General features: G+C 37.6%; 14 protein-coding genes and 1 pseudogene. 14 read left to right on the forward strand and 1 reads right to left on the reverse strand.

Going from position 1 to position 13,336, the window contains the following annotated elements; genetic code table 11:
- A pseudogene (istA, locus tag AC1TPB_RS24190) lies at window positions 1-839 on the reverse strand (IS21 family transposase); the annotation flags it as partial.
- A 183-nt stretch (window positions 840-1,022) separates the two neighbouring features.
- On the opposite strand from istA, the gene AC1TPB_RS24195 reads away from it, so the two are divergent.
- The 14 genes from AC1TPB_RS24195 to AC1TPB_RS24260 all read left to right on the forward strand — a co-directional run bounded on the left by AC1TPB_RS24195 (window position 1,023) and on the right by AC1TPB_RS24260 (window position 13,064).
- Complete coding sequence (locus AC1TPB_RS24195; RefSeq protein WP_482078828.1) at window positions 1,023-1,238, forward strand: hypothetical protein; 216 nt, start codon at window positions 1,023-1,025, stop codon at window positions 1,236-1,238.
- Window positions 1,239-1,969: 731 nt separating this feature from the next.
- Window positions 1,970-2,332 carry a hypothetical protein gene (locus tag AC1TPB_RS24200; protein WP_482078829.1) on the forward strand — a complete coding sequence of 121 codons (363 nt, stop codon included), beginning with the start codon at window positions 1,970-1,972 and terminating at the stop codon, window positions 2,330-2,332.
- Between the two features lie 56 nt (window positions 2,333-2,388).
- Window positions 2,389-2,628: a hypothetical protein gene (locus tag AC1TPB_RS24205; RefSeq protein ID WP_482078830.1), complete on the forward strand. Its 240-nt coding sequence runs from the start codon at window positions 2,389-2,391 to the stop codon at window positions 2,626-2,628.
- Between the two features lie 544 nt (window positions 2,629-3,172).
- Window positions 3,173-4,141 (forward strand): sensor domain-containing diguanylate cyclase, encoded by a 969-nt coding sequence (locus AC1TPB_RS24210; RefSeq protein ID WP_482078831.1) that lies wholly within the window; start codon window positions 3,173-3,175, stop codon window positions 4,139-4,141.
- Between the two features lie 382 nt (window positions 4,142-4,523).
- A complete protein-coding gene (locus AC1TPB_RS24215; RefSeq protein WP_482078832.1) occupies window positions 4,524-4,778 on the forward strand; it encodes a hypothetical protein in 255 nt (84 codons plus the stop codon).
- 304 nt (window positions 4,779-5,082) lie between these two features.
- Window positions 5,083-5,631: a hypothetical protein gene (locus AC1TPB_RS24220; RefSeq protein ID WP_482078833.1), complete on the forward strand. Its 549-nt coding sequence runs from the start codon at window positions 5,083-5,085 to the stop codon at window positions 5,629-5,631.
- 207 nt (window positions 5,632-5,838) lie between these two features.
- On the forward strand, window positions 5,839-6,249 hold the full coding sequence (locus AC1TPB_RS24225) for a hypothetical protein (protein ID WP_482078834.1): 411 nt from the start codon (window positions 5,839-5,841) through the stop codon (window positions 6,247-6,249).
- Window positions 6,250-6,484: 235 nt separating this feature from the next.
- Window positions 6,485-6,940 (forward strand): hypothetical protein, encoded by a 456-nt coding sequence (locus AC1TPB_RS24230; protein ID WP_482078835.1) that lies wholly within the window; start codon window positions 6,485-6,487, stop codon window positions 6,938-6,940.
- Between the two features lie 694 nt (window positions 6,941-7,634).
- Window positions 7,635-7,871 (forward strand): hypothetical protein, encoded by a 237-nt coding sequence (locus tag AC1TPB_RS24235; RefSeq protein WP_482078836.1) that lies wholly within the window; start codon window positions 7,635-7,637, stop codon window positions 7,869-7,871.
- Window positions 7,872-8,091: 220 nt separating this feature from the next.
- Window positions 8,092-8,517: a MarR family winged helix-turn-helix transcriptional regulator gene (locus AC1TPB_RS24240; protein WP_482060852.1), complete on the forward strand. Its 426-nt coding sequence runs from the start codon at window positions 8,092-8,094 to the stop codon at window positions 8,515-8,517.
- Window positions 8,518-8,675: 158 nt separating this feature from the next.
- Entirely contained in the window at window positions 8,676-10,022 is a 1,347-nt protein-coding gene (locus AC1TPB_RS24245) for an NtaA/DmoA family FMN-dependent monooxygenase (protein ID WP_482078837.1), read from the forward strand.
- 14 nt (window positions 10,023-10,036) lie between these two features.
- Window positions 10,037-10,777, forward strand: a complete 741-nt coding sequence (nfsA, locus tag AC1TPB_RS24250) for an oxygen-insensitive NADPH nitroreductase (protein WP_482078838.1) — start codon at window positions 10,037-10,039, stop codon at window positions 10,775-10,777.
- Window positions 10,778-10,792: 15 nt separating this feature from the next.
- The gene (locus AC1TPB_RS24255) at window positions 10,793-12,253 is read left to right on the forward strand and encodes a DHA2 family efflux MFS transporter permease subunit (protein ID WP_482078840.1); all 1,461 of its coding nucleotides are present in this window, start codon (window positions 10,793-10,795) and stop codon (window positions 12,251-12,253) included.
- A gap of 79 nt (window positions 12,254-12,332) precedes the next feature.
- A complete protein-coding gene (locus AC1TPB_RS24260; RefSeq protein ID WP_482078839.1) occupies window positions 12,333-13,064 on the forward strand; it encodes an NADPH-dependent F420 reductase in 732 nt (243 codons plus the stop codon).
- The last annotated feature ends 272 nt before the right edge of the window (window positions 13,065-13,336 follow it).

Here is a 13,336-nt window from a genome sequence, read left to right on the forward strand (position 1 = left end):
CAAGCTTAATTTTCCTTGGTACGCATGGATCTCATCGAGTAGTTTCATCTGTGCTTCTACCTTTCCTTTTGTCCGTGGGCGACCGGCTACACAGGGCTTCACTTTACATCCAAAGTCGGTAGCGAATTGATTGAACTTCGCGTTGACTTTCCCAGCAGATTGTTCCGTTCTTGCTTCATCCATCACGGTTTTCATGTTGTCGGTTAAGAGCTCGTGAGGCACACCGCCTAAGGTTTCAAAAGCCTCGGTTAAGAATGACATCAACACGGCTTGTGACTTCGTAATGCTCATATGGTAGAAGCGAAAACGTGAATAGGATAGCAGCAACACGGCAACATTGATCTCTACTTTTTCACCATCACGGGTTTCAAAGCGAATGCTTTCTTTCCAATCTAGTTGAGCTTGTACGCCTGGTGCCGTCTCGAAACGAATGGCTCCTTGTGTGACGGAAGGCGATGTCCTTGTTTGAAGTAAGCTTCAAACGTTGGCTTACGAGCAATGTACGCTCTAAAAGCAGAGGCAGAGCAATCCAACCCATGATTATTTCTCAGATATTGCCATAACACACGCTTGTAATAGAAGACTTGCTTGCTGTCTTCAGAAAGCAAAGCGGCAATGATCTCGTAATACTCATCGATCTTAGATCCTTTATCTTTCGTTGTTTTCTTTGTAAATCCATCGAGATACTTCTGGATGGTACGAGGATCTACGTCTAACTCTCTAGCTAACTGACTTCTATTGATTTTCATTTTAAGATTCTCCATTAATGATTTGAATCTAGGTAAGTCTAGTAAACTACGAATCTCAAATTCCGTTTGAACATCCAACGTCATGTACATACTCATCTCTCCCTTGAGACAAGTATGTAGCATGTCGTCAAAACTGTACATCTTGATTCAAGCAATACTGTACATATTTAGACTAGCATTTATAATTTGATTTTATTTATACGAGATAAAGGGTATTCAAAATTATCTTTTTCCAAGTTAACCGAAATTGAACGTTTATCAATTGATCACATCTTGAGTGGTGAGAATACGGATGAATCTGTTTATGAATCACAAATTGATCAGATTAAGCAGGTATTCAAGTTGTCAGACGAATATTTACTAACAGTGCAACAAACAAAATCGTTATCGTCAGAGCCAATTGTATTTTCAGAACGTAGTGAGTTAGCTCAAGAAATGCATGAGGGATTGGATAACATCCTCGAAATATATTCTATGTATATCAAGTAATAGGGTATAAAAATTTGATATTCAGGTATGAGCCAAGCTATTTTCAGGATTTTAATCTGATAATTGCTTGGCTTTTTCTATTCCATTTTGATAGCTACTTTGATTCCTTTTTTTGATTAATACCTCCTCAAATCCCTTGTCACCCAGTTTAATTCTCGATATCCCCAAGGTAGCGGAAGTGTTAGTTCAAACTGTTAGGAAATAATAGATGTAATCAGTCTATAATCATCAAGAGATCAGACATTGTTAACAGCCAATAAATTTGCTAAACCCGTACTGCAAGTTAATATGGTATGTTTTTTCCAACGACTGATCAAAAGGTGGTTTCGTAACGACAAAGAAAACGGAAATACAATATAGTAACGTATTTCAAGTATATTTGGTAAGGAGAGGTGATCTTATAACACTGATGATATGAAAAATCGTAAAGCGCCAGCATATCGCATTGTTTGTCGCTCATTTACTAACTAATACTGAAAAGTTTTCTGTTGCAATAGAAGTACATAGAAGAAAAAGGGAAGGATTGCTCGTGAAAATTGAGGTTGGAGAATCATTAATGCTATCATGGTTACGTCATGTGAAAAGTGTCAGTCTGTTCAATTGAATTGGAAGCCATCCATAAATCAATGGAAATTATCTAATGAAAGTGAAATTGAAAAAATCATGCAAAGAGTTAGTACCTACTTCGAAAAAAAGTATTCGATTAACATATTTAAAAATAATAATCACATATGCAACTGTTGCAACAAGGAGAATTAGATGCTCTTGGTCTGCAAATAGAAAATGGTGTCGTACAAGAGATCTATGGTGTAGATATGGCATTTCATGAAGCGGGTTTAAACTATGGTAGTAAAAATGAAACGGTAGAGCGGGTAATAAAGAAGGTTGTTCGAACTTCCTTACTACTTTATGGTTACTTTAATATGAGAAAAGGAACAATTGTTTTTGCATCTCCAAAGATAAATCAAGCCACTTATGAACCACTTCATTCTTATATTGAAGTGCTTAAAAATCTATATAGTTCAATTGGGTTCGATTTTGAAATTGAAATAATTGCAAACGAAAGCTTTAAGAGTCAGATTTTGAGCCAGTAGTGGGTCTTTCTTCATCGGTAGCTGATACCTCGGAATTATTTCTGAGAAGTATTCAAATGTACAACATGTTTTTTGTATCTAATAGTGCTTCTGCCATAGGGCGTAAAATCAAAGTGAAAACGAACATAAAAGAATCTAATTCTGGAGCAGATGAAATTCCGATAGCTGTATTTGTCCGTGATACTTTCACTGATCTAATAAAGCAATACAAACTATCTAAGGAAAAGATAGATCATCTATGTGATTATCGATATAGTAAGGAGATGTTTATGCTTCCGTATCCCATGTTGAAATAAGTGACGGATGAAGCTGGAGTTTCGATTCAACGGAAGATAAATGGGAGAGACCGTTATTACGAAAATCCAATAGAAATACATGGAGAGAAATATCTACTCTGTAATCATTGGATAGAGAAAAGCAGACTACCATACAGAATCTGGCTTGGAAATTTGTTTAACATATAATGTTAATCCCTCTGCTACTATTTAATTGGTTTATCGATACAACTAACAGATTAATAGAAGGCTAATAGGCGTGGTTATTAAATATACGCCTTATACTTTTAATATAGTTCTCCTATGAGCAAAATAAGATTAACGCTGAGCCGACCGATTTTCAGGACTCCTTTCTGATGTTCGCTCGGTTTTTTTCGCTACAATACTCAAGATACTCATAATTTCATTTATTGTATGTTCTGAATATTAGAGTGTTCATAGGGAAAAATAATTAAATTAAGTGGTTATATCTGGAATAAATTCACTTCTATTAGTTCTTGAGTCATGGTAATATCAGGATTATAATGTTAATATCAGGATCTTGACGAGAGAAGGAGAATGAATCTTGATTTGGTTTTTGCTTGGTGTAGTAGTAGGTATATTGATTACATATGGTGTTATTAAGTATAAGAACATGAATTCAGCAACCCAACCTGAGCAGATTAGCACAAATGAAAGACGATTGTTCGAGTTAGTTGAGAACACAAGAGATCTATTATACTACTTTGAAACAAAGCCTAAGTGGAGATATACCTACGTTTACCCTCCACTTGAGGAAATTTTCGGAGAAGAAGAAGGGAAACTTGTCTATGAACAGCCCCAGAAGTTGTTTGATAGGATTCATCCTAACGACTATGATATGCTCATTAAGAAAATCAATGGTGAAGTAGATTTCAGCAAACCGATTATTTATCGTCTGGCGGATAATGAAGGTGAATACCAAACGTTTGAAGAACACACGACTCCAGTGTATAAAGATGGCGAATTGGTAGCAATACAGGGGATTCTACGCAATATCACTGAAAAGTTAAAGCTTCAAGAAGAATTAGAGTATAAGAGTACACATGACAGCTTAACCAATATTTATAATCGTCAGTATTTTGAGGATTTAATGGAGAAATATAATCAAAATGAAAATATATCAATCGGAATTATGATCTGCGATTTAGATGAATTAAAACATACGAATGATATCTTAGGACATAAACAAGGGGATCATTTGATTAAAGAAGCCGCTAATCTATTGAATACATATTCTACAGATAATGTGATGGTTTCAAGGATTGGTGGCGACGAGTTCGCTATTCTAATAACGAATAGCGATAGAATAAGAGTCGAAGAACTACTTGAGAGTATTCATAGTGATTTAGCGAAATACAGTGAGCATTGCAATGAGATTAAATTACAAATGTCAGTTGGTTATGCTTTTACCGAGCAGTCTATCGGAAAGTTGGATGATTTGTTTGTCGAAGCCGATAGGAACATGTATGAGGATAAGGAACTGAGGAAGAAGAGAGAGGTTTCATGTTGTTAAGCATAGTAGGACTTATGAAACACAATGAATTTTCCCACTGAGAAGACAAATTTGGGATGAATACAACTGAACTCGTTCATCATGTTTTCTTAGCTAACGCCACTTTAATGTGATGTATCCCTATATATCAAGCAAGTTTTTCTTAAATCTCAGAAATAGGGGACTGTAACGGACTATAATTGATGGATTCTTTTTATTCATCTAAATTCTAAAACAATGACTTTGCTATGCATCATTGTTTTTTTCTTATTGAGCTAATGGGCAGTTATGTGGAAGAAGAACCAAGATGGATTTATTATAGTCAGAGAAACATTATTCATATTATTAACGTATATGATATTATTCAATACTTTTCCAATATCCTTTTGAAGGAGGTACATTGTTGAAGTTGTTCAGTCAAGCGGTTTTATTTTTAATTGGAGTATATGTTATTTATCAAGGTTATACCACCTACACATTTAATGCCAGAAGTCCAGATGGGAGCATGGGTATCGGTAAATTCATTTGGTTATTCATTCCAGCTACGGACATTCACTTACATACATATGGCTTAATAATTATTGGTATAGGTATTCTAATCACAATAGCTTCGTTCATTCTTAATCGTTTCTCATTGAAAAGAAGCAATATAGTTTAGGATTGAGTACAGTGGAACTTACTAAAACTATCTGGAACAATAGTAGAGGACTTGCAACATGGGAGCTTCTTTTCTCCAATGAAGTAACGGGCAAGATAGCTCAATAATTTCACACATACCCTACATATTGAGTTATTTACGAAGTTAGTAAATAATCAGTTATAGGAAATCAGCGTAAGAACATGAAAAAAAAAAAATCTAACGGACAGCCTAAATAAAAAATATAATTCAATAGTGAAAGGTGTGATATAATATTACACTTTATAAAAAGCTGGGATTAAATAAAGTTGTCCTTGGTATCTTTATGATTTTACTGATAATTAGTGTTTTATTTAATTGGTCATATTTTAAAGAGAAACAAGAGCAACGACTTCAGTTTCAAATTTTTTTGAATCATTATTATATTGAAGTTAATAAGTCCCTTACTATTGTCAATAGATTACTTGAAAGTGATCAAAGCTCAAAAGATGAAGTAAATATAGACCTTATTCTTCTATCGGAACATTTAAACCGCTTTGCGTATATTTCAAGTTCAGTAGCTGATTACGTTAGAGCTTATCCCAGCGGGATTAATCTTTTCGAAATGGTAGCCAATGATATATTGTTGGGTAGTGAATACAATGGTGAACAAATTCCTCCTTTTATTGTTGACAATCAACTCACTAAAAATGAAAAAGCGTATTTAGCAGAAATAAAAAAGCATCTCGAATATATACATGGACAGCTTTACTCAGAAGAAACTGGACAAGAAAACCCTCATCTAAGTAAAGATGAATTCAAAAATATCGCTGGTTATGTTACAAGTTTAGGGCACGAACATAATGGCTTATTGGTTATTTATTTAGAGAATTAAAGCCCTGTCGGAGAACGATAAGTGAATAGTAAGTTTTTCGAAGAAGACTTTGACCTCCTATAACACAGTATTCAAGCGGCGACTCCGCCTTGGTCACTTTGATGCTATTGGCAGAAGGAGCACATTCAGTGACAACTTGCTGCGCAAGTTCGTGAATACAAGAACGTTAGCTGAAATCGGTGTAATATTCTCAAAGGAGTTATTAAAATGGAACATTCTGAAGATTTTCTCTATCTACAAGTTAAAAAAGGAAAAAGGCTTGTAAGATTATTAATGATCTTGAATATAGTATTGGTTATTGTCTTGAGTAGCATTAGTATAATTGTTCGAGAATTTTCTGTTATAAACTTCATAGATACCTTGATTACAATATTTATTTGTCTATTCATCTATGGGGGAAGTAAGGTAGCTAAATGGATTTATATTGTTTTTTCTGGAATTACCATTTTACGATTATTTTCTCTTTTAGGTTCAATTTTTCAAAGCGATATCATTAATGAATTAACATTTGGAATCTGGATTTTATTAATACTCCCCGCATTAATAAATATTATAACTACATTTTTACTGATCTTTTCTGAAAGTATTAATGAGTTTTTATACAAACAAGCCAATTAATTTTATAGTTTTTCAAAGAAGCACCGACATCAGCTAACAACATGTTCACACTGCTGGCTATTCGGCCATTCATCTGCCAGTAGTATTTTCAAAAGTAGATTAATCAGACAGAGATATCCATTCCCCTAAGATAACGTCATGTACAATAACTTGTCTTTAATCTTACAGTGTAACTGGCAGGGGGGTCCAATATACGCTATGCTTAGATAAGGGATTAGAACAAGGGGGCGCACTGTTGAGGGAAATAAAGCATCCAGTTAAGAGTCCTACAAGGATTAGAACCATTATAGGAATGATTGTTATTATATTGATTCAATCTAATCTTGTATTTAGATCATGGGACCAAGAAGGTGTATTCTACGCTTCATTAACGGTGATTCTTCTATGTTTAGTTGTACTGCTACTCGCATTGTACAGAACATTTTTCAAGAAACCAACCGAGTTATGCCTATCCAATGAGCAAATCATATTAAATGGGAATATTATCAATCGAAGAGATATTAAAGTAATAATGACTACGGGGTACTTTAAACCTGTTATCGGGATTTTACCTTATAGGAAGAGAATTGTCCCAATGGATATGGCATTTAGGTATTTAAAGGATGAAGATAGAGGCACCTCGGATTTAAAGAGTTGGGCAAAAGTGAATAATGTAAAGATGGTTAATAAATCGTTTCAAACGTGGATATAGGTATTTTCCATAGCACTATTCGGTACGTTTTTTTTATTCATCTGATTACAAAGATACTTGGATTATTGCATACGCCCCGAATAACTCGACTGAAAAGGAATCATTTAAGATTGTTGTAGAGGAACCGATGGTCTGGAATCTAATTGAGTCTGGTAGCTCATACTTTGCGTCTTACCATAATAAAGGTGACGGTCAGTGGGAGTTGTAACAAATTGAGCATCTTAGGGGCGAAGACACATTAAGGTAGAGCATGTTAACAGCAGAAATCTACTCTCATATTCTAACGGAGAACGATAGCACAGCGGTGGAACCGATCCACCGCTTGTTTTGCCTTGTTGGAAATCCGCTCAGCTAACAGGCTGGATAACTAAACTGATTACCGAATACTTAACACAGGTTTTATAAAGCAAAAGGATAAGGGTGAATCAAGTGCCAAATGATTACGTTTGGGGAATTTTCGTTGCTGATGCTTCAACTTGTTTTCCAAATTTCTTTCCAATAGGTATTTACACTACACGTGAGTTAGCCATTAGTGAAGTCGAAGCTTTACCAAGAGTTCACAATTATCAATTACTTCGAATGCCGCTAAATAATAACTTCGCATATTACCATAAAAAGAGTAATGAGTTGGTTGGGATGGATTCAATGCATCATGAACATTTTCATTTCAAAGAATGTACTAAGGGGTGAAAATATGAGGAGTGGTTCTCTTGTTTTTCTAATATTGATTATTTTAATAAGTGGATGTAGTGTTAACAATCCAACCAAAGAAAGAAGTATCCCTGCGATGCGTTATGAGTTCAATGAACCGTTTAGATTTCCATTTGAAGTTAATGAAGTTCGTACGAAGATATTAATTGAACATCCATATTACCTACACCAATATAGTTTTCATTATATAAACAAGCAGACCACCCAAGAAATAAAGTGAACTCTAGTCAATGATATCGAAATTCAGGCTTAAAGAGAATAAAATCAGTGGGAATTTGAGACGTTAATTAAATGGAATATGCGAAACTTGGTTTATCTTAAAGAATTCGCAACCTTCACTGGATTTTATTCCGTTAAGTATTAAGCCATATTGACACAAGGATATCACCGTGATATATTTAGTGGGCTAACTATAATTTGACTGCTGAGGAGATATATTAATGTCTAATACATTGGATTGCGATATTCGTCAGTCGTTAGATAGAATTTCTTCTCAAATGCGTCGAGATTATAGCGAATCTCTAAGAGAAATTAACCTTTATGTAGGCCAGGATAATTTACTTTCTCGTCTGTGGTTAGGCGATGGAGTAACGCAAATGCAACTATGTGAACATTTAAATTGCGAGCCGCCGACGGTAACAAATATGGTTAAATCATTGGAGCAAAACGGATTTATATACCGTAAACGCGATATACATGACGCAAGGGTTATGCGAATTTATCTGACGGAAAAAGGAAAAGAATCAGAGAAGCCGGTTGATTTCAAATGGAAACAGCAGCAAGAAAAATTACTGAATTCCATTTTACCAACAGAGCGCTTATTGTTAAGGCGGCTTTTGAAACAAATGGAGAGTAACTTATTATAAGTTTTCTCTTGCATTTTAGTTAGCATGCTAACTAAAATATTTATTTAGCATGCTAACTTATTTTTAGTTATTTAGTTTGCTAAGTAAAGTATTTTGCATAGATATATTTTAGATTTTTTTCTGCGTTGGCATATTTAAAAATAAAGGAGAAGACATATATGAAAAATGTAAAAGAGATGCAACTTGCATTACAAATGATTTCGGGATACGGAGCCGAATTCAGCGCTTGGAGAATGCCTGGCACTGACCCCAAAGCTTACACAAATATAGATAGTTATGTGGAACGCGCTAAATTAGCTGAAAAAGGGAAATTTCAAATGATCTTCATCGCAGATACACCTGCATTATACAATGACTTAGGTCCTCAGACTCCTATGTTCCCTATGGATCCTATGTTAGCACTAATGGCTGTAGCCAGAGAAACGAAACATATTGGGCTTGTTGCTACCCTCTCCACGACATTCAATTATCCTTATAACATCGCACGTCAGTTCAAAGCACTGGATGTTATAAGTCATGGCCGTGTAGGATGGAATGCTGTCACCTCATCTCAGCCGCTTGCGGCTGCAAACTTTGGTGCTGAGGTTGCCAATCGCAAAGAACGATATGACATGGCTCACGAATCCATACAAATTGTTCAAGCATTGTGGGGCAGTTGGGAATCAGACGCTTGGACATTAGATGTAGAAGATGGAAAGTTTGTCGACATGGACAAACTTCGACCTATAAACCTTAAAGGGCGATATTATGCATCTCGTGGTCCTTTGCCCATTCCCCCTTCAGAGCAGGGGCAGCCTGTTATTTTCCAAGCAGGAGGAGGGGATAAAGGATTGGAATTGGCGGGAAGGTACGCTTCTGGCGTCTATGCAAATCCTTATGATATAGATTCTGCTCGTCAACACAGGCAGGAGCTTCGTCTTAGTGCTGCTCGTTTTGGCAGAAATCCCGATGACATTAAGATGTATGCAGGTTTTATGTTTTCCATAGCTTCAACCGAAGAAGAAGCTTTGGAACGGCGAAGACAGCTAATGAGTTTTAATCCTGAAGAGATACCAAGTAGGGTTAGTTACCTTGGTTCTATGATCGGTTTACAGCTATCTGTTAACTCGGTCGACATTAATCAGCCTTTAGCAACTAACTTGTTGAAGAATGCATACGCTAATCCACAGGATCCACGTTCACCTAGAGCTTTAAAGCTACTGAAACAAGGGCTATCGATTCGAGATGTTCTTGCACATGGCGTCATTAACTATCATCCGGTAGTTGCAGGTACCCCCGTACAAGTTGCTGACTTTTTGGAAGAATGGTTTTTGGCAGGTGCATGTGACGGCTTCTCGGTTGTTCCAGATATATCTTATGATGGAGTTTCTGATTTTGTGGACTTAGTTATCCCAATTTTGCAGGAGCGTGGTTTGTTCCACAGGGAATATGAGGGAAAAACACTGCGCGAGAATATGGGGGTTCCTTATCAATACGGAAATGCTGAAATAGTAAATAACGAATAAAGGAGAAGATACAATTGAATAATACCCTTGAATTGCTTCATAATCATACATCTGTTCGTTCTTATACAAATCAACCACTGACAGAGGAACAAGTTAATGCAATCTTTAAAGCTGCTAATCAATCTTCATCTTTTAGCCTTCTTCAGGCCGTTTCAATCATTAGAATCACAGATCCGGATCTTCGAAAAAAAGTAATGCGACTCTCTGTCAATCAACCGTATATCGAAGAAGCAGCAGAGTTTTGGGTTTTTTGTGCAGACTTTAACCGGAATCATCAAATTGCCCCAGATGTGGATATTGAATATATTGAATTTCTATTAATCGGTTCATTCGACGCTGGGCTGATGGCACAAAATGCGTTAACTGCGGCCGAATCCATGGGTCTTGGCGGTGTATTTATTGGTGGGATTAGAGCTAATATTACCGAAATATCTGATGTGTTGAATTTACCTAAATATGTGATTCCTTTAGTTGGATTATGTATTGGTATTCCAGTTGGAGATAAACCTGATCTCAAGCCGCGACTGCCCCAATCCATGGTTTTACTTGAAAACCATTATCAATCATTGGATACAGAGAAATTAGCCATCTACGATGAAAACATGCTGAAGTATTATGAAAGTCGCCCCATTAAAGCCCCTTTTACAGTGAAAAAAGTAAAAGGATGGAGTGACCATATCCAAGATCATCTCCAACGAAGTATTCAGCCTCAAATGATGGACTATTTAAACAAACAAGGATTTGCTAAAAAATAAACTTTTATTAATTGAATTGATTTACAAGGAGTTATAGAAATGAAGAAGCAATACAATACGCGTGCCATCTTGGTATCGCTGCTTATCTGCGGTTTTGTCGGCATGTTTAGTGAGACCGCTCTAAACATAGCAATGACTAATTTAATGGAAGTGTTCCAAATTTCAGCCGCAACCGCACAGTGGTTAACAACCGGTTTCTTGCTGACTCTTGGCATTTTAATGCCGATAAGCGGGCTGCTGCTGCAGAGGTTTACAACGAGACAACTGTTCACAGCTTCGCTCATAAGCTTAATCATGGGCACACTCATTGCGGCGCTCTCGTTTAATTTTGAGATGTTGATGGTCGCTAGAGTTTTACAGGCGGCAGGCATGGCATTATTGCTGCCGCTCATGTTCAATACGATTCTTGTCATATACCCGCCGGAAAAGCGGGGGGCGGCGATGGGCTTCGTTGGACTTGTTATCATGTTTGCGCCGGCAACCGGCCCGACCATAGGCGGTCTATTAATAGAGTATTTAACATGGCATTATATATTCTGGTTCTCGCTGCCGTTCCTGGTTATTGGGTTGTTGATAGGACTGAAGTACTTGGAAAATGTCACCGATGTCACGAAGCCCCGGATAGATATGTTGTCTATCGCATTGTCAACGATCGGCTTTGGAGGAGTTGTCTTCGGTTTCAGTAAGGCAGGCGAAGGATCTGAAGGATGGGGGAGCGCAGTTGTGGTCACTTCAATCATTGTTGGGCTCGTCGCACTGGTGCTGTTTATACTGCGTCAGAATTCTATGCGCGATCCGATGATGAATCTGAGCGTTTTCAAGTACCCAATGTACGTCGTTGGGCTGCTCCTGGTACTGTCGTGTATGTTGATCATTATGTCGAGCATGATTATCCTGCCGATGTTTCTACAGACGGGTGCAGGACTGTCTGTGTTCACTGCGGGACTCATGCTATTACCAGGCAGCGCGCTGAACGGTATCCTCTCCCCGCGTATGGGGAGCTTGTTCGATAAATATGGGCCAAAATGGCTCGTTATTCCCGGACTCGTGATCGTTGCAGTCATGTTATGGTTCTTTACTACCCTATCTCCTGTTTCTTCAGTGGCCTTTATCGTGGCTTTGCATATCGGGCTCATGGTGGGGATAGGCATGATATGGATGCCTGCTCAAACGAACGGACTAAATCAATTGCCGCCGGAGCTATACCCGCACGGTACGGCAGTCATGAACACACTGCAGCAGGTCGTGGGCGCGATTGGAACAGCGGTCGCAATCAGTATTCTTACGGGCAGTATGGAGAAATACTTGCACGGCTCCTCCGCTCCGGCCAAACAGGCCGAAATTGCAAACGCGATGACGGCAGGATCCCAAAACGTATTTTTATTCACGATGATTATAGCGTTGATTAGCTTGGTTATTGGGTTATTCATCCGTCGCGTCATCGTCAACCGCAAGGTAACTCATACCATCCATTAATAAATACAAGACAGCAGCCGGCCAGACGATCACAGAGGTAATAACGCTTAGAATATGATCATAATTAGGAGGAAAGAAAATGAAAATTGGAATTATAGGTGCAGGACCAATCGGGTCAAATATTTCAAAAAAATTAACTGAGAATGGACATGATGTGAAAATTGCAGATGCTCGAGGAATTAGACATTTGGGAGGGAAAAAGCTGACAGGTATACCTGTGAGTGTAGAAGACGTCATTACAAAGATAGATGTTCTAATCATATCTATCCCTTTCCATGCACTGCCAAGCATTCGCAACATTATAGATAAAGTTGGGGAGGAAGTAGTCGTTGTAGACACTTCAAATTATTATCATCAAATGAGCGGTAAAATCGATGAAATTGGGAACGGGATGGTTGAAAGTGTTTGGGTATCCAAACATTTAGGTAGACCTATCATTAAAGCTTTCAACAATTTCTTAGCCTATACGTTAGAACATCATGGAACTCCCGAAGGGACTCATGGACGCATTGCCATAGCGATAGCTGGTGATGACCTATCCCACAAACAAATAATTATGAGTGTCGCAAACGATCTAGGCTTCGACGCTGTAGATAGTGGTTCTCTAAGCGATTCGTGGAGACAACAGCCAGGAACCCCTGCGTACTGCACCGAACTTACAAAAGAGCAACTAACCATAGCCTTAACTAAAGCGAATAAAGAAAAAGCGCCATTTCTGCGCGATAAGGTGATGGAAAAGTTGGTAGCTTCAGGTGGTACATTTTCCATTCATGAAGTTGTTAAAGCAAATAGAGAAGTATTCAATTCATAAATTACAATCCATGTACCTTCATTGAACTCCCATGGAAGAACTCATTAACTTCTATCATCTGTGGTGCGGCGCTTGCGCTGCATGCATGACTAACGGAGAACGATAGTTCAACAAAAGGGAAGTTCAATCAAAGAAGCCACTCCATTATAAACTGTACCCTTTGTAAAGGACATTTCAAAAAAAGCTAGCTAACTTGAAGAAGCTGTTGTCTGTACTTTGCAGGCGGCAGTTTTTTTAGGTTCCACTGCCCTCGAAAATGATTGTAATAGATC

Source organism: Paenibacillus sp. Y951 (assembly GCF_056786395.1).